Source organism: Streptantibioticus ferralitis, assembly GCF_029223525.1.
GTDB classification, from domain to species: domain Bacteria; phylum Actinomycetota; class Actinomycetes; order Streptomycetales; family Streptomycetaceae; genus Streptantibioticus_A; species Streptantibioticus_A ferralitis.
On the sequence record NZ_JARHTQ010000035.1, the window covers coordinates 34161 to 51261 of the forward strand.

General features: G+C 72.3%; 10 protein-coding genes, 1 tRNA gene and 2 pseudogenes. 10 read left to right on the forward strand and 3 right to left on the reverse strand.

Annotation, left to right across the window (positions count from 1 at the left end; translation table 11 throughout):
• Nucleotides 1-278: 278 nt before the first annotated feature.
• The 3 genes from P2L57_RS33785 to P2L57_RS33795 all read left to right on the forward strand — a co-directional run bounded on the left by P2L57_RS33785 (nucleotide 279) and on the right by P2L57_RS33795 (nucleotide 2892).
• Nucleotides 279-2057: an alpha-L-fucosidase gene (locus tag P2L57_RS33785; RefSeq protein WP_372516035.1), complete on the forward strand. Its 1779-nt coding sequence runs from the start codon at nucleotides 279-281 to the stop codon at nucleotides 2055-2057.
• A gap of 348 nt (nucleotides 2058-2405) precedes the next feature.
• On the forward strand, nucleotides 2406-2711 hold the full coding sequence (locus P2L57_RS33790; protein WP_275821171.1) for an amidohydrolase family protein: 306 nt from the start codon (nucleotides 2406-2408) through the stop codon (nucleotides 2709-2711).
• A 105-nt stretch (nucleotides 2712-2816) separates the two neighbouring features.
• Nucleotides 2817-2892: transfer RNA gene (locus P2L57_RS33795), tRNA-Arg, on the forward strand.
• A gap of 779 nt (nucleotides 2893-3671) precedes the next feature.
• Here the strand turns inward: P2L57_RS33795 and P2L57_RS33800 are convergent.
• A pseudogene (locus P2L57_RS33800) lies at nucleotides 3672-4192 on the reverse strand (ISAzo13-like element transposase-related protein); the annotation flags it as partial.
• A gap of 245 nt (nucleotides 4193-4437) precedes the next feature.
• Between P2L57_RS33800 and P2L57_RS33805 the strand changes: the two are divergent.
• Genes P2L57_RS33805 through P2L57_RS33820 form a run of 4 tightly spaced genes read left to right on the forward strand, consistent with a single transcriptional unit; the run spans nucleotide 4438 to nucleotide 12676 of the window.
• Nucleotides 4438-6018, forward strand: coding sequence for a TIGR02677 family protein (locus P2L57_RS33805; RefSeq protein ID WP_275821173.1), 1581 nt, complete (start codon nucleotides 4438-4440; stop codon nucleotides 6016-6018).
• Nucleotides 6015-7190, forward strand: coding sequence for a TIGR02678 family protein (locus tag P2L57_RS33810; RefSeq protein WP_275821175.1), 1176 nt, complete (start codon nucleotides 6015-6017; stop codon nucleotides 7188-7190). Before P2L57_RS33805 ends, P2L57_RS33810 begins: the two co-directional genes overlap by 4 nt.
• A complete protein-coding gene (locus P2L57_RS33815; protein ID WP_275821177.1) occupies nucleotides 7187-11290 on the forward strand; it encodes a TIGR02680 family protein in 4104 nt (1367 codons plus the stop codon). Before P2L57_RS33810 ends, P2L57_RS33815 begins: the two co-directional genes overlap by 4 nt.
• A gap of 3 nt (nucleotides 11291-11293) precedes the next feature.
• Nucleotides 11294-12676 (forward strand): TIGR02679 family protein, encoded by a 1383-nt coding sequence (locus tag P2L57_RS33820; RefSeq protein WP_275821179.1) that lies wholly within the window; start codon nucleotides 11294-11296, stop codon nucleotides 12674-12676.
• A gap of 805 nt (nucleotides 12677-13481) precedes the next feature.
• Here P2L57_RS33820 and P2L57_RS33825 read toward each other — a convergent pair.
• Nucleotides 13482-14054, reverse strand: a complete 573-nt coding sequence (locus P2L57_RS33825; RefSeq protein ID WP_275821181.1) for a DUF6431 domain-containing protein — start codon at nucleotides 14052-14054, stop codon at nucleotides 13482-13484.
• A 276-nt stretch (nucleotides 14055-14330) separates the two neighbouring features.
• Between P2L57_RS33825 and P2L57_RS33830 the strand changes: the two genes are divergently transcribed.
• Complete coding sequence (locus P2L57_RS33830) at nucleotides 14331-14630, forward strand: hypothetical protein (RefSeq protein WP_275821183.1); 300 nt, start codon at nucleotides 14331-14333, stop codon at nucleotides 14628-14630.
• A 10-nt stretch (nucleotides 14631-14640) separates the two neighbouring features.
• A complete protein-coding gene (locus tag P2L57_RS33835; RefSeq protein ID WP_275821185.1) occupies nucleotides 14641-15360 on the forward strand; it encodes a TetR/AcrR family transcriptional regulator in 720 nt (239 codons plus the stop codon).
• On the opposite strand, the gene P2L57_RS33840 is transcribed toward P2L57_RS33835, so the two are convergent.
• A complete protein-coding gene (locus P2L57_RS33840; RefSeq protein WP_275821187.1) occupies nucleotides 15301-16503 on the reverse strand; it encodes an MFS transporter in 1203 nt (400 codons plus the stop codon). The two genes, P2L57_RS33835 and P2L57_RS33840, sit on opposite strands and share 60 nt — an antisense overlap.
• Before the next feature lie 214 nt (nucleotides 16504-16717).
• Between P2L57_RS33840 and P2L57_RS33845 the strand changes: the two are divergent.
• A pseudogene (locus P2L57_RS33845) lies at nucleotides 16718-17071 on the forward strand (transposase); the annotation flags it as partial.
• Between the last annotated feature and the right edge of the window lie 30 nt (nucleotides 17072-17101).

The window sequence follows — 17101 nt, forward strand, 5'->3', positions numbered from 1 at the left end:
TGGTTGGTATTGGGCAGTTACGTTGGAAGTGCGCTGAAGAATGAGACTCAAGCAATCAGAATGCGACGTCAAGAGGTACCGCAGGGACGGTTGTGCGGGATGCGGAGCCACGCCAGAATGCCGTGAGGCACTCGATACATCGGAGGACTGGCAGGAGAACTAGGCATCAGGGAAGGACTGGCCTTATGCCCAAGCCATCCATGAGTCGGCGACGTCTGTTGTCCCTGGCCCCAGTAGCGGTAGCCGGCACGGCACTTCACACCACCCGACTCACCGCCGTGGACCCCACCACTGCCGCCATTGATCCGATCACCCCGGCTCCGTTGATCCCGATCTCCCCCGGAGACGGTCCGGACCGCATCGTCCACAAGGCCTCACGCGTCATCCCACGCCCGGCCCAACTGGCCTGGCAGCGCCGGGAGCTCACCGCGTTCACCCACTTCGGCATGAACACTTTCACCGACCGCGAATGGGGCTCGGGCGCCGAGGACGAGGCCTGGTTCGACCCGCCGCGCGTCGCCGTGGACCAGTGGATGCGCGCCTACCGGGCAGCCGGTGCCCGTCAGGTGATGCTCACCGCCAAACACCACGACGGCTTCGTCCTCTACCCCACCCGCTACACCAACCACTCGGTCATCGCCAGCCCCTGGTGGATCCGCGGCCACACTCCCGCCGAACGGGAGGCCGCGGCCCGAGCGCGCGGCGCCGCCGAGGCCCGGCGCGGCGCCGAACCGTCCGCGTACTGGCGGATACGCGACGCGGGATGCGGCAGCGGTTGCCGCGACCACGAGGGAGACATCCTCGGCAGCTATCTGGCCGCCGCCCGCAGAGCCGGTCTGAAGGTCGGCGTGTACCTCTCCCCCGCCGACGGCGCCGAGCAACCGCACGCCTGGCATGCCGACTACGTCGCCCGGATCCGCGCCAAGAAGGCCGCGGGCCGGCCACTGAGCATCGAGGAGGAGGCAACGCTGGAGGACGGCGCCCGCGCCCCGGCCGGACAGGGCCGCTACGGCAACGGAAGCCCGGTGGTGCAGCGCACCATCCCCACCCTGGTCGACGGCGACGACCGTACGGCGGCGGTACGGGCGGGCCGCCTGCCCTCCTTCACCGTGCACGCCGACGACTACAACGCCTACTACCTCAACCAGTTGTACGAACTGTTCACCCAGTACGGCCCCATCGACGAACTCTGGCTGGACGGCGCCAACCCCTGGACCAGCGCCGGGATCACCGAACCGTACGACTTCACCACCTGGTTCCAGCTCATCCACGCGCTCTCCCCCGACACCGTCACCTTCGCGGGCCCGCAAGGCGCCCGCTGGGTCGGCAACGAGAACGGCATCGCCCGGGAAACCGAGTGGAGCGTCACCCCCGCCACCGCCGACCCGTCCACCGCCCACGGCGAATCCCTCATCCCCGGCGGCCCACAAGCCCCCGACATCGGCTCCCGCGCGAAGATCACCGCACCCGGCGTGCGGTACCTCCAGTGGTTCCCGGCGGAGGCGGACGTCTCACTGCGCGACGGCTGGTTCTTCCACGCCGGGGAACGGCCGAAGCCCGCCCGCGAGTTGGTAGCGCTGTACGAGCAGTCGGTGGGCCGCAACGCCGTGCTGCTCCTCAACGTCCCACCCGGCCCGGACGGCCGCGTCGCCACCGAGGACCTGGCCGAGCTGACGGGCTTCGGCACCGCGATCCACACGACGTACGGGAACCCGTCCCTGCTCCGCTCCCCCTGGTCCCCCGCCCCCGGCGCCACCACCGGCACCCTGGAGATCCCCGTCCCCGCCGCCCACCGCACCTTCGACCGCATCCGCCTGGGCGAGGACATCCGCGAGGGCCAGCAGGTGGAGCAGTTCGCCATCGACATCTGGACCGACCACGGCTGGCACCAGACCGTCACCGGCACGACGATCGGCCACCGCCGAATCCTGCCCCTGGGCCGCGCCGTGACCACCCCGCGCCTGAGACTCAGAGTCCTCTCCGCGAGGTCCACCCCCACCCTGGCCATGGCATCGGTACACAGCAGCGGACCCGACGGCCTGCGTCCGCCAACTTGAGCCGCCCATAAGGGGTTTGCGGCCGCGCGTCGCGACGCGTAGATCTATGGGCACGGCACGCATCCGGTCGCCACATCGATCACCGCATGACGCGGTGGCGACGGCCATGGGTACGGGCCTTCCCCTGCGCGACGATGCGAAAGGCAATCGTGAACAAGGTGCTGATCACCGCTGACCACGTCATCACCGGACCCGCCGACCAGGTCATCGACGACGGCGCCGTGCTCGTGGAAGCAGGTGTGATCACCGCCGTCGGCAGCGCGACCGAACTGGACGCCGCGGTGGACGCGGGTGTGTCCCGGTTGCGCCGCCCCGGAACGACGATACTGCCCGGGTTGATCGACTGCCATGTCCATCCGGAAGATGCGGGAGGCCGGTGTCCGGTTCATCGCGCGCACCGACGCCGGTGTGCCGGGGGCTCAGTTCGGCGACTACGTGGGGATGCTCGAATTCTTCGCCTCCCTCGGTTTCAGCCATGCCGAAATCCTCGACCTGGCCACCACCAACTCCGTCCATGCCCTCGGCCTGACCGACACCGGCACTCTCGCCTCCGGCATGCGGGCCGACCTCATAGTCGTCCAGGGCAACCCGCTGACCGACCTGGCCGCGCTGCGCCGAGTCCAGCACGTCTACACACCGGCCCGCACTCTTTGAACAGCCGCGACTCCCCCAACCCGCGCGGCGCGCTACGGCAACCCGTTCCCCACCACGACACCGAACCCGGTAGGCTGACCCCCGGCTGACGTACCACCGGCCCAGGCCTCCATAGCTCAGGGGATAGAGCACCGCTCTCCTAAAGCGGGTGTCGCAGGTTCGAATCCTGCTGGGGGCACCAGCCTGCGACAGGCGAAAGCGCAGGTCAGCGCGGCTCGGCACATCGTTCTGGTGCTGCCAGGGCGCGTCCGGGAGACGACTGGAGGGCTCCATACATCCGCCCAGGATGTATGGAAAGTCCCAGGTCAGGGGCCCATGTGGAGATACGCGAGGGCCTGCTGACCGGTCGCAGGTTCATACCCTACGTAGGGCACGACGGCGGAGGGGAAACGTCCGCCCTCAGCTCGTCTCCGATGTTGTCGGGTTGCGCTGTTGGCGCCGCTGTTCAACGATCCACGCCAGGACCTCAAGATCACTTCGCCCTGGTGACGTCCCAGCTCCTTCCCCAGCTCACCATCGACGATCTCAATCTCCCAGGTCACCGTCAGCGGCACGTCCCGCCCTCGGCTCTCGTCCATGATCTTGCCCTTCCCAAGCCGACGAGCACGGGCCACCAACGGCAGGACCCAGTCGACAGGAGCACATCGCAATCGACGGCGGCAACCTCAGCCCGCAGTCTGACCGCAAGCACGACAGCCGGGTTGCATCTGGTCGGCATAGCTCCCGTGGGAGGTGGAGGTGGTCACAGACAAGGCAGCCGTGGCCGCCTGGCGGCGTCGGCCACCGCGCTGCTGGTAGCAGCGTTCCTCCCGCTGGGTGGCCTGGCCGGGGCCAACTGGTCGCTCAAAGCGGCCAGTTCCCCGCGTGTCCTCCCGGTCAGGACGGGATGGGCCAGGAAGGCGAGCGCCTGCTCGCGGGCCGTCGCCGCAGCCCCATTCACCGGCAGGGATGGGGCATCCCGTCAGGGTGTTGCTGTCCTTCGAGTGTCCTGGAAATCACCTGGAGGCTGAAGCCGTTGGCCCGCAGAAGCCTGCCGACCGTGGTCGCCCGGACCGGGTGCTTCTGCCGCGTCAGCTCCTGCGCGAGGTGCCGAAGCGACTTCGTCGTCCACCGCAGCGGCGACATCGGATCTCCCCCACTCGTCCGGCTCGACCAGCGCCAGCAGTGCGGGCACCAGCCCCAGATCCCTCCGCGCGGCGTTCTTGCGTCCCGGGCTCGACCGCCTCGCGTGGCCGCAGGGCAACGAGTCCTCACCGGCCGCCAACTCGTGGGCGCCCAGGCGGACCGTGGTCTCGCTGACCCCAGTGCCCTCGCGACGACCCGTATGGCGCCGTGTCCAGCAGACGGGCTTCGACCGCCAGCATCGACCGTCGCTGACGCCCGTTGAGGTGCGGCCACAACACGCGGAACCGGCTGTCGAGTTGGTCATGGCTCCCTGGTGATCGCCGTACCGTAGCAACGACAGCTCCAGCGGGAAGCAACACGTTGATTCCGCACAGGCGCCTGCTGGGCTTCTACCTGTTCGGCCGGCCCACACCTCCTTACCGGCTGTACCAGCTGGCCTGGGGCGTGCATGTGACGCTGGACGTGGTCCTCGCGCCCGTGCTGCCGGCCAAGAGGTGCTGGCACTGTGGTTCGCGTGATGTCGGCTGGTGCTGGCGCTCCGGTGACAACGAGTTTCCGGTTCGCGTCCGAACGGGTGTCGGTCTCTGAAAGACTGGGGCTCGTGTCAGACGCTCCACCGCCTCAGCCGTTCGCCTATCTGCAGGCGCCGAACGCCCCTCTCTACGGCCAGGTCCTGGCCGTGTTCGCGCAGGCGCGGGAGCGGTTCATCGTCCATCTGCGGCCGGAGGACGTGGCCGCCGAGCTGCGCCGGGGCGCCGGTGGCATGGCGGCGGCGTCGATCGAGGCGGTCGGCGGAGCACTGGAGAAGCTGGTCGAGTGGGGCAACCTTCGGGCGGACGCCGACACCGGCCGGGTGACCTCGGTCGAGGACTTCCACCGGGCGCGCTACCTGTACCAACTCACCCGCCACGGTCAGGCCGCGCTGCGCGCGGTAGGCGTGTACGAGCAGGCGCTGGGCCGACGCGGCCAGTTGCAGTCGGTCGCGCTTGCGGACATCGCCGAGCAGTTGGGCTCGCTGCTGGTCCTCGCGCGGGCGGCGGACCCCGACCCGGCGAAGACGCACCTGCTGCTGCTCCAGATCGCCGAGCGGTTCGGCAGTCTGGCGGACAACGCCCAGGCGTTCATGGCCTCGCTGCGCCGCACCATCGACTTCCAGGACGGCGACGAGGAGGCGTTCATCGCGTACAAGGACCGGCTGGTCGAGTACATCGAGCGCTTCATCGCCGACCTGGCGGGCCGCGGCGCGCAGATCGCGGACCTGCTCACCCGGTTGAACGCGGCTGGCGTGGAGCGGTTGCTCCTGACGGCCGGCCAGCGGGAGGCTGGTGACGCCGTACCCGACTCGGACGAGCCGGAGGCGGAGCAGGCGCGCGCGCAGGCGACGCGGGCGGCGCTCATCGTGTGGGAGAACCGCTGGCGGGGCTTGGCCGACTGGTTCCTCAGCCGGTCGACGCGGCAGCCCTCCCAGGCGAAGCTGCTGCGCGGTGCGGCGGTCAGCGCGATCACCAGCCTGGTCAACACGGTGGCGGCGCTGAACGAGCGGCATGGCGGCCGATCGGACCGGTCGGCCGACTTCCGGGCGCTGGCCCGATTCTTCGCGCAGGCCCCGGACGACGCCGCCGCGCACCGCCTGTGGCGGGCGGCCTTCGCCCTCACCCCGGCCCGCCACCTGACGGTCGACGCCGCCACCGAGGCGGCCTGGCAGGACGCGGACCCCGCTGCCACCACGCCGTGGGCCGAGGCCCCGCCGCTGGAGATCAGCCCGCGGCTGCGCGAGACCGGTTCGTACGAACGGCGCGGTATGCCCACCCGGGTCGCGGACCGCACGGCGGCGCGGCAGGTGCTGGCCGAGCAGGTAGAGCTGGAGGCCGCCCAGACTGCCGCCGCCCGGGCCCGGCTGGCCACCGACGGCCCGATGCTGCTCTCCGAACTTGCCGGCCCGGACGGGCTCGACCCGCACGCGTTCCGCTTGTTCCTCGCGGTGCTCGGCGACGCGCTGTCGACTCGGATGCCGGGCGAGAGCGAGTCCTCGGCGCTCACCGGGGACGGCACGATGGAGGTCCGGCTGAAGCTGGTGGACCCGGACACGGCGGTGGAGATCCCCACCGCGGACGGCGTGCTCCGCGGGCCGGAGCACATCATCGAGATCATCGACCTCGCACCCACCGGGACTGCGGCATGACCGACGCGGAAGTCCAGGCCGAACGGCGCCGGGCCGCCCGCGCGCTGCTCGCCTCACCGCTGATGACCAGTGGAAACGAAGAGTTCCGGCTGGTCCGCAAACACGCGGGCGAGCTGGCGGCCTGGTTCACCCAGGAGACCGGTTGGCGGCTGGTGGTCGACGCCGAGACCGCGCGGCTGTACAAGTCGCCCGCCCGGCTGGACGACGCGACCCGGCCCGCCCGGGCGCCGCGGACCAGGGTGCCGTTCACCCGTCGCCGCTATGTGCTGCTCTGCCTGGCGCTGGCCGTGCTGGAGCGGGCCGACGCCCAGATCACCCTGGGCCGGTTGGCCGACGGCGTGCTGACGGGTGCCGGTGACCCGGTGCTGGTGGCTGCGGGGATCGAGTTCCGGATGGACCGCCGCGAGGAGCGCTCCGATCTGGTGGCCGTGGTACGGCTGCTGCTGGACTGGGGCGTCCTGCACCGGGTGGCGGGCGACGAGGAGGCGTACCTGTCGGAGGCGTCCAACGACGTGCTCTACGACGTGCGGCGGCGCGTCCTTGCCGCACTGCTGGCCGCGACCCGTGGACCGTCCACCGTCGAAACCGCCGCCCCGGACCAGCGCCTGACCCTGCTCACCTGCGAAGTCGCGCCCGACACCGAGGAGTTGCGGCTGCGGGCGCTGCGCCACCGGCTCACCCGCAGGCTGCTGGACGACCCGGTGGTGTACTACGCCGAGCTGCCGGAGCACGAGCGCACCTACCTGGTCTCCCAGCGCTACGCGATCACCCGGCGGATCACCGAACTCACCGGTCTGGTAGCGGAGATGCGCGCCGAGGGAATCGCCATGGTCGACCCGGAGGACGAGCTGACCGACCTGCGGATGCCCGAGCAGGGCACCGACGGCCATGCCACCCTGCTGGTCGCCGCCCACCTCGCCACCGCCAAAGGCCCTCGCACCGAGCCGCACCTCGTCGAGCTGGTGCGGCAACTGGCCGTGCAGCACCGCTCGTACTGGCGCAAGGGCGCTGCCGAGCCTGCCGCGGCGGCGGAGTTGCTCGCCCAGGCTCTCGACCGGCTCGCCGCCCTCGACCTGGTGACCCGGGAGGGCGGAACCGTCACCGCCAAGCCGGCGCTGGTCCGTTACGCCCTGGCCGCCCCGACCATCCGAAAGGCCCGTTCCCGCGCATGACCGCTGCCCCGCCCGAGCCGACCCGCACCCGCTGGCAGCCGTTGCGCGCCGGGCTGGTCGACCTCTTCTACTACGACGCCGAGGAGTTCCGCTTCCACGACGGGCGGCTGCTGCTGCGCGGCAACAACGGCACCGGCAAGTCCAAGGTGCTCGCGCTCACCCTGCCCTTCCTCCTGGACGGCGAGCTCGCCGCGCACCGGGTCGAACCGGATGGCGACCGTGCCAAGCGGATGGAGTGGAACCTGCTGCTCGGCGGGAAGCACCCGCACGACGAGCGCACGGGCTACACCTGGCTGGAGTTCGGGCGGATCGGTGAGGACGGCAAGCCCCGGTACCGGACGATCGGCTGCGGTCTGAAGGCGGTCAAGGGCAGGGGCATCGCCAGGCACTGGTTCTTCACCACATCCCTGCGCGTCGGCCCTCAGCTGCCGCTGATGTCCGCCACTCGTGTCGCGTACACGCGGGAGCGGCTGCGCGAGGCGCTACAGGGCCACGGGCTGGTCCACGACACGGCCGCCGAGTACCGCAGGGCGGTGGACGAGCAGTTGTTCGGCCTCGGCCCGGGCCGTTACGAGGCGCTGGTCAACCTGCTGATCCAGCTGCGCCAGCCGCAACTGTCCAAGAAGCCCGACGAGAAGCTGCTGTCCAAGGCGCTCACCGAGGCCCTGCCGCCGCTCGATCCCGCCCTGGTCGGCGAGGTCGCCGAGGCGTTCCGCGGTCTGGACGAGGAGCGGCACGCCCTTCAGGCGCTTGCCGAGGCCTCCGGCGCTGCTGCCGACTTTCTGACCCACTACCGCCGTTACGCACGGATCGCGGCCAAGCGGCAGGCCGCCGTGCTGCGCGTCGCACACAGCCGGTACGAGCACCTGGGCCGCGATCTCGGCGAGGCGGAGGCCGAACACGCCGCCGCTGAGGAGCAGTTGGGGGAGGCGGAGGCACGTCTGGAGGAACTGGCGGACGCCCGCGAGACTTTGGCCGCCGCCCGGGACGCGCTCACCCGCAGCCCCGAGATGGACGCCGCCCGCGAGCTGGAACAGGCCGGGAAGACCGCCGAGGCCCTGCGCGCCGCCGCCGACGATCGCACCGGCGCTTGCCGCACCGCGCGCCGCCAGGCCGACGACTGGCAGCGCCGCGCCTCCGCCGCCCACGCCCAGCACGAGGCCGACCAGGCCGCCCTCGTCTCGGCCGACAACGCGGCACACCACGCCGCCGAAGCGGCCGGAATCGACCACGCACCGGTGGCCGAGACGCTGTTGCGCGACCACGCGCCGTTCCAGGACACCCGCCGGGCCGGTGAGCGGGCGGTCGCACACCGCCGCCAGGCCGTCACCGGCCTGGCCGCGCTGCTCGCCGAGGCCGAGCGGGCACACGGGCGGTCCCGCACGGCGCAGACCGAGGCCGCGCGCCGCTCGACCGACCTCGAGGTCGCCCGCGAGCGGTCCGCCGAGGCCGCGCAGGCTGTCGCCGAGCAGGGCGCGGCCCTGACCGCGGCCTGGCGCACCTGGGCCGCCGACACGGTCGAGTTGCGCCTGCCCGACCCCGACCAGGCCCTGGCGGCCCTGGAAGCCTGGACGGATACCCTGGCCGGGCCCAACCCGGCGGCCGAGGCCGCCGCCGCGGCGTACCACACGGCCGTGGGCGCGCTCACCCGCCGCGAGGCCGAACTCGACGCCGAGCACACCGCGGTACGGCGCGAACTCGCCGCCGTGGACGAGGAGATCGCCCGCCTGGAATCCGGCGGCCACGACGCCCCTCCCCTGGCGCACACCCGCGATCCGCGCGCCCGCGCCGACCGTCCGGGAGCGCCGCTGTGGCGGGCCGTCGACTTCGCCGACGCCGTACCGGCCGAGCACCGTGCCGGGATCGAGGCCGCGCTGGAGGCCGCAGGGCTGCTGGATGCCTGGCTCACCCCGGACGGCACCCTGCTCGACGCCGCCGACGCCGCCCTGCTGCCCGGCGCCACCGCCCCCGGCACCAGCCTCGCCGCCGTGCTGCGTCCAGCCGTCGACCGGGCCGACCCGCTGGCCGCCGCCCTCGACGACGACGCGGTTCAGGCTGTCCTCGCCGCGATCGCCCTCGGCGGGGACACCGACCACCACACCTGGGTGGCCACCTGCGGCCGGTACCGGATCGGCGCCCTGACCGGCCGCTGGACCAAGCCCGCAGCCCACCACATCGGCGAAGGCGCCCGGGAGGCCGCCCGCCGCGCCCGGCTCACCGAGCTGGCCGCTCGGCGCGGCGAACTCACTGTCGGACTCGGCGAGTTGGACGAGCAGCGCGGCGCCGTCCGAGCCCGGGCCACTGCGCTGGCCGCCGAGCAGCAGGCCCAGCCCTCCGACCACGCGCTGCGCGAGGCACACACCCGCGCCGGTCACGAGGCCGAGACCGTACGCCGCCTGACGGACCGCCTGGCCGAGGCCGAGCGCGAGGCCGCCGCCCGCCAGGAGGACGCGGAACGCGCCGACCTGGAAGTCCACGAGTACGCCCTGGACACCAGTCTGCCCACCAACCGCGAGGAGCTCGAACAGGTCCGCGACGCGGTGTCCGGCTACGCAGCCGCCCTCGCCGCGCTGCTTCCGGTCGCCGCTGCGCGGGCTCGTTCCGCCGCGCTTGCGGCTGAGACCGCCGCCGAGGCCGAGGCCGCCGCCGCTGCTCTCGCCGAGGCCGAGGAGGCCGAGACCGCCGCCCGCCGTACGGCCAAGGCGGCGGCCGAGCGTCACCGCATGCTGGCCGAGACGGTCGGAGCGAGCGTCGAGGAGCTGTACCGGCGGCTGGCCGAGGCCGACGCGGCGATCGCCGCCCGGGACGCCGAGGAGAAGACCACTCGCCGTACCCGGGACGAGGCCATGACCGCCCGCGCCCGCGCCGAGGGCCGCTGCAGCGAGATCCGAACCCGGATCGAGGAGGCCGCCGCCGAACGCGACCGGGCCGTGACCGCCCTCCGCGCTTTCGCCACCACCGGCCTGCTCACCACAGCCCTCCCCGAACTCGCCGTCCCGCCCCCGGACGAACCCTGGGCCCCCACCCCGGCAGTGGCCCTGGCCCGCACGATCAACCAGGAACTCGACAGCACCGACGACTCCGAGCGTCGCTGGGAACTGATCCAGCAGCGGATCTCCGCCGAGCACAAGATGCTCACCGACGCCCTCGGCCGCCACGGCCACTCGGTCGGCATGACCCTGCACGACGGCATCATGATCGTCGACGTGGTCTTCCACGGCCGCACTCACGACGTGCCCGCCCTCGCCGCCTCTCTGCGCGAGGAGGTCGAGCGGCGCACCCGGCTGCTGTCCGCCAAGGAGCGCGAACTGCTGGAGAACCATCTGGTCGGTGAGGTCGCGGGAACCCTCCAGGAACTGATCGCCACTGCCGAGGAACAGGTGCAGGCGATGAACGAGGACTTGGCCGCCCGGCCCACCTCCACCGGCATGACCCTGCGCCTGCGGTGGCAGCCCGCCAAGGACGCGCCGCCCGGCCTGGAGGCCGTCCGCACCCGTCTGCTGCGCCAGTCCTCCGACGCCTGGACCCCGGCCGACCGGGCGGCCGTCGGCGAGTTCCTCCAGACCCGGATCACACAGGAGCGCGAGAACAACCCCGGCGACCCCTGGGCCGACCAGCTCACCCGCGCCCTGGACTACCGCACCTGGCACGCCTTCACCATCCAGCGCCGCCAGGACGGCCAGTGGCGCCCCGCCACCGGTCCGGCCTCCGGCGGCGAACGCGTGCTCGCCGCCTCCGTCCCGTTGTTCGCCGCGGCCTCCTCGCACTACTCCTCCGGCAGCCCACACGCCCCGCGCCTGATCGCCCTGGACGAGGCGTTCGCCGGCGTCGACGATGACTCGCGGGCCAAGTGCCTCGGCCTGCTGGCCTCATTCGATCTGGACGTGGTGATGACCAGCGAACGCGAGTGGGCCTGCTACCCGACCGTGCCCGGCATCGCCATCGCCCAGCTGAGCCGCCGGGAGGGCATCGACGCCGTCCTGGTCACCCCCTGGCGCTGGGACGGTATCGCACGCACCCGCGATTCCCGGGCCGTTCCGTACGTCCCCGCCCAGGCAGCGGCCGGGCAGACGCAACCGTCCCTCCTCGACAGTGAGTAGCCGATGACGGATCTGCCGCGGCTGCGTCGCCTGCTCGGCGGCCCCGAGACGGCCTGGCTGGTGGAACGCACCCGCGACCGGCTCGCCGCAGGGCACCCCCTGGACACCCCCGCCACCCTCAAGGCCGCCACCCCCGAACAGCGCCGCGCGGTCGAGCTGCTGCTCGGCCGCTGGCTGCGCTCAGGCAGCTCCCTGACCGTGCCGTTGGCTGAGGTCGACCGCGTGCTGCGCGAATCGCTGGCTTGCCCGGACGGCCTCGCAGCGGCGGTGGTCGCCCTGACCGGGCCGGTGATCGACCGGCGGGCCCAGGACGCCGCCCTCGCAGCCGTCTGGCAACGTGCGCTGGCCGAACTCGACCACCCCGCCGTCGCCGATCGGGCCGAGCTCGCGCCCTGGCGAGCCAAGGTGGAGGCATCCGGCCTGCTCAAACGCCTCTCCGGAGGCGATCCCGCAGCCGCATGGCAGCTCGCCGCCGACGCGGTGCGGGTGCTCTCCGCGCTCCCCGCCGACGGCCTCACCCTCCCCGTCCTCGCCGCCCGCACCCTCGGCGACGCCCACGCACTGGACGAAGGCCACCCACTGGCCACACTCGTCCTCTCCGCCGTCCGCGCGCTCGCCGCGCTGCCCGCCGAGACGGCCGCTGGCGCCGACGGCCGCCGGGCCGCCTGGGCCACGGTCGGAGTGGCACGGGACGATCTCTCCTCCCGCGTCCTCGTCCTCGGCCTGCCCGGTTCCACTCGCGGCGCCACCGCCCGCATCCTCGCCGCCGCCCGCGAAGGCGGCGAACCCTGCGTCCTGACGCTGCGCCAGGTCGTCAAAGGGCCTCCCGAACTCGGGTTGAACGGCCACACCGTCCACGTCTGCGAAAACCCCGCTGTCCTCGCCGCCGCAGCCGACGAACTAGGCCCCGACTGCCCGCCGCTGGTCTGCGTCGAAGGCAACCTGTCCGCAGCCGCCCGCACCCTGCTCACCCACATCGCCGGCCAAGGCCACCCGATCGCCTACCACGGCGACTTCGACTGGGGCGGCATCCGCATCGCCACCGGCATCCTGCGCCTGCCGACCGCCGCACCCTGGCGCTACGACACCTCCTCCTACTCCGCCGCGGTCGAACGCGGCCTCGGCACCCCGCTCACCACCGGCACCCCGGCCCCCACCCCCTGGGACCCCGCCCTCGCACCCGCCCTCACCCGGCACGCCGTCCGCGTCGAGGAGGAGCACATCCTCGACCAGCTGCTCGCCGACCTCGCCGAACTTCCGCATGGATCAAGCAAGTTCGTGATGTCGCCCGGATCGCAGGCAACCACGGGCCGGGGTACGTCAGAGGAAGTACGGCAGGAGCCTTCATGCAGCGGACGCACCGGGTGGGCCGATCCGATGGACTGACGTGCGCCGGACGCGGGTCTTCCCACCAGCACCGTCTCAATGAACACCCGAAGGCTGTCAACCGTGTCGCCCTCTGCCTCGCCCCGCCAACCGTCTGCACCGAGCGGGTTGGCTTGCTCGTGCCGCGGGTGATCGCGGCCCGTCATGAGCGGCATGGAAGCGGAGCTCACCGAAGATGAACCCTGGAGACCTTCCGCCTACCTCCTCCATCGTAGGTAGCGCACCCGGACCGGCTCTCTTGCGTGGCTCCCGCCGAGGACTCGCACTTGCGGCCAAGCCCTACGGCAGCCCATACGCAGCTTCGATCGTGACCGCCCCGCAGCAAACCCCCAGCTCACGCCCATTCCCATCTGGCTGGCGCCCCGCTGGGGGCACCACCCATTAGGCCGCTGACCTGGGGTTTCTCCCCCAGGGAGGCGTTTCCTACTACTTCCTCACCCGCGGCCGGCCGCGCACCGCGATCGGCGGCGGCTCCCTGAACGCAACCACCCGCGACATCGCCCGGCTCGGTCTCCTCATGGCCCGCGGCGGCGAGCTCGGCGGCCACCGGATACTCCCTGAACAGTGGGTGGCACGCAGCCGCGGCCGTGGGTGTTGCCCGGCGCTGAAAATGCTGACGAAGCAGGCGTTCACGGTGCCGATGAAGGTTCCGGCGAATCGGACAGGATTGTCGGCAAGGTGTCGCGTTCGTCGGCAAGGTGTCGCGCGGATGCGTAGGACAGCCCCCGTGGTGGCGGCGGATGGTCGTCGGGCCCGGGCAACGGCGGTGTTCGGGCAGGCGGCAGCCAGGAATGGCGCCGACGGTTCAGCCGGTCGGGGAGGGCGCGAGCAGGCGGCCATGGGTGAGCAGCGCGATCCGCGCCCAGATTTCGCGCGGACCGTGACCGAAGCGGCGGTGAGCGGCCACGGCGGCGGCCACCAGCGCCTCGACGGCGTGCGCGAGCGGTTCCCCGCGGTCCACCGTGGGCAACGCGTCGGGATCGAGGGCGACGACGGCCTGGACACCGATGAACCGCAGCTGCTCGGCAGTGCTGCGGGCCCGGCGCAGCCAGCCGCGCACGGTGTCCTGCGCGGCACCGAGTCCGGCGGCGATCTGCCGGTGTCCGTACCCGTGGACCGCGCCGGCCAGGGCTTGGCCCAGGAAGCGCACCGTGTACGCGCGGCGCGGCAGCAGACCGGCGTCCAGGACGACGTGCGTGCGACGGCAGGCGGTACAGCGGGCCCGGTCCGGCCGCACCGCGACCAGACCGCCGAGGTCACGGACGGTCCGGGGGCGGGCCTGGCCCCAGGGTTGGAGCGCGGCGCGGCAGTCCGGGCAGCGCAGTATCCGGCGGGCCAGCGCCTTCCGGGCCGCCGCCGCGTCCGCAACCTCGATCATCGTCCATCCCGTCAGGCTCCGGCCTGGCGGCCGAGCGAGGAAAGGGGCAGCTCGTGTTGCACTCTGGCCCTCCATACCCGAGGGGCGCAAGAGCACCAGCCGGCCCCAGGGTCACCGGCACCGCGCCGACGAGTCCCCCGACGCCCTCCCGGCTGTACCACGGGCTCCCGGCCGTCGGCCCTCTTCATCGGCAAGGTGCCGCCGCCCACGAACCGATCCACCGACCGAACCCATCGGCACGCTCAACGCCCCATTCGCGCCCGCGATATCGGCATCTTGAGTGCCGTCCAACACCGTGGGCTCCCGCACCTGGAAATCGGCGCGCTGCCTCCCAGCGGCTGGCCGCACTACGGATACGGCAACCAGTGGTGGACGCTGGGCGGTGCGCGACGGCCGTTCACCGGAGTGGGGATCTTCGGCCAGTACCTGTACGTGGATCCGGAGGCGGATGTGGTGATCGTCAAGACCAGCGCCTGGCCGGACGCCGACGACGAGCGTGACCTGGAGACCGTCACCGCCTTCCAGGCGATCGCCGACCGGATCGGCAGCGACGGGGGCCGAGGACAGGCCCACTAGGATGGCGGCCATGACGGGCACCGGGAACAAGACGGCGACGGGGACAGCGCGGAGGGGCCGCCGCTCCTCCCCCTTCCTCAACGCCGGTCTGATCCTCGACACCGCCATGGCCGTCATCGAGCGCGACGGCCCTGAGGCGCTGACCTTCCGGCGCCTCGGGGCTGACCTGGGAGCCGACCACACCGCGGTGCTGCGGCACTTCGGCAGCAAGGACGAGCTGCTGCTCGCCCTGGCGGCCCGCCTGGTGGAGGAAGCGCTGGAGGGGTTCACGGCTGGGGCCGACTGGCGCGAGACCCTGGCCTCGCTCGCGCGCCGGACCCGCGCCGCCTGCCGGGCGCATCCGGGCGTGGCCGTCCTGGTTGCGGCGCGCACCTCCCGACGCGCCGCGGAATTCCAGGGCGCCGACATCGTGATCGGCGCCCTGTTCGAAGCGGGACTACAGGGACGGGAGGCGGCTTCGTACTACCGTGCCCTGGTGGACACAGCACTGGCCCTGTCGGCTTACGAGGCCTCGGTCAGCGTCCTGGACGAACGGGCCCGCGAGGGCGACGACCAGGCCTGGCAGCGCGAGTACCTCGCCGCATCACCGCAGAGGTACCCGCATCTGGCCTCGGTGGCACACCACCTCGCCGATATCGACGCGGAGGACCAGTTCGAGACCGCCATCGGCCTATTCATCGACGCCATCGAGATCCGGGCCCAGCGCGCCCGCGACCGCAGGCACGCCTGAGCCCTCGGCCCGGCCCGGGCCCCACAGCCGTTCCAGGGCCGCTGTCCCGCCACTGCCCCGCGCCATACCAAGCAGCGGCACCGCCGCGACACAACTGGCCAATAGCAGCACGACACCGAGCCCCCGCGGGCCCACTGCATCCAGCAGCACACCGACCGCGGGAGGTCCCAGACCGGTGCCCACCGTAGTCGCCCCGCTCAGAGCCGCCGCCCAACGCCCACCCGCGTCGATATCGGCCGCCGCGGCCAGCACCAGCACCAGCACCGCCAGATAGCAGCACTGCCACACCACCATCGCCACCGCATACGGCACCGCCGACCCCGCCGACACGACCACGCACGTGGCGACCGCCCTCAACGCCAGGCATCCGGCCAGGACGGGCACCCGCCCGAAACGGCGCGCGCCCAGCGAACCGGCCACCACTCCCCCCAACGCGCAGATCCCCGCGACCGCAAGAACAGCGGAGACCGCCGAGGACGACAGATGAACATGCTCCTCGCCGAACACCGCCGCATACGACCACGTGCCCTGATCGGCGGCTATCAGCAGAGCCACCGCCCCCAGCAGCACCACCCCCGGAGCACCCACCGACGGCACCGCGTCCATGGCGGACTGCCCGGGCCGTTCCGGAAGCCGGCCTACCAGGACGAACGCCGGCACGCAGCACACCGCCACGACCGCGAACCCGGCGCCCGTCCCCCAACTGCCGTCCGCAGCGGGAACCGCCACCAGCAGCACGGCAATGGCCGCAGTGCTCCCGAGAACGGCGACCCTTGAGGCCCGGTCAGCGTCGCCGGTCGCCGCCAGCCCCGCGGCGGAAGCCGCGAACACCGCCCCCACCCCGGCACCCGCCAGTACGTTCGCCACCGTCAGCACCGCGGGATCCGGTGCCAGCGCAGCACAGGCGAAGCCCGCCGCCGCCACCACGAGACCAACCCGGGCCATCCGCGCCCGGCCCGGACGCGTGGCCCGGCGCGCCAGCACCAGCGTCAGCGCCGCCGTGGTCAGCAGTTGCGCGGCGGCTACCCCTCCCGAGCCCGCGCCGGACAGGCCGAACCGGGCCGCGTAGCCGGTGAGAAGTACCGGCATCAGATTGCCGCCGATGTTCCCGAGCGTCATTCCCGCGATCAGCGCGGCCGACATCCCGGCCGTCAGAGCAGCCCGGCTGCCCCGCGTCACTGTCCGCCCCGCAGGCAACAGACCATGCAGCTCTTCACCGGCTGGCGGGGATCCCGGGCCACGTAGCGCATTGGCCACCTCACAGAAGAACGGATGGCGGCACCGCAATTACTGTGCACCACAGGTGTCAACCTTGGTGACACGATAGCCGGGCACATCGGGCTGTCAAGGGCGGCACCTGCCAGGAAGTCGCCTCCGAGCGGCGACTAACACGAAGGCAACACCAGTTCGGCGGCGCCTACGGGCGCTGGTTTCCACCTTGGACGACGAGCGGTTCATCGCTCCCTGGCGGGCGGTGTGCGCCGCGCGGCTGGGGCGACCGTCGGTGCCGGCCGAGACGCTGCTGCGGCTGTCTCTGAAACACCGGTACCAACTCGGGTACGAGACGTTGTGCCGTGAGGTCGCGGATTCGTTGAACTGGCGGCAGTTCACCCGAATCCCGTCGACCTCCCCGGTGCCGCACCCCACCACATTGATCAAGCTGATGCACGGCAGCGGCACGCAGACCGTGGAACGACTCAACGCCGCTCTGCAACCCAGTTGACCGGGGTGGGGGAAGTGC

Excerpts from the sequence above, each read along its gene's own strand:
- P2L57_RS33825 (WP_275821181.1), bottom strand. The coding sequence starts at position 14,054 with ATGATCGAGGTTGCGGACGCGGCGGCGGCCCGGAAGGCGCTGGCCCGC.
- P2L57_RS33815 (WP_275821177.1), top strand. The coding sequence starts at position 7,187 with ATGACCGCTGCCCCGCCCGAGCCGACCCGCACCCGCTGGCAGCCGTTG.
- P2L57_RS33790 (WP_275821171.1), top strand. The coding sequence starts at position 2,406 with ATGTCCATCCGGAAGATGCGGGAGGCCGGTGTCCGGTTCATCGCGCGC.
- P2L57_RS33835 (WP_275821185.1), top strand. The coding sequence starts at position 14,641 with ATGACGGGCACCGGGAACAAGACGGCGACGGGGACAGCGCGGAGGGGC.
- P2L57_RS33820 (WP_275821179.1), top strand. The coding sequence starts at position 11,294 with ATGACGGATCTGCCGCGGCTGCGTCGCCTGCTCGGCGGCCCCGAGACG.
- P2L57_RS33840 (WP_275821187.1), bottom strand. The coding sequence starts at position 16,503 with ATGTCGGCCGCGCTGATCGCGGGAATGACGCTCGGGAACATCGGCGGC.
- P2L57_RS33810 (WP_275821175.1), top strand. The coding sequence starts at position 6,015 with ATGACCGACGCGGAAGTCCAGGCCGAACGGCGCCGGGCCGCCCGCGCG.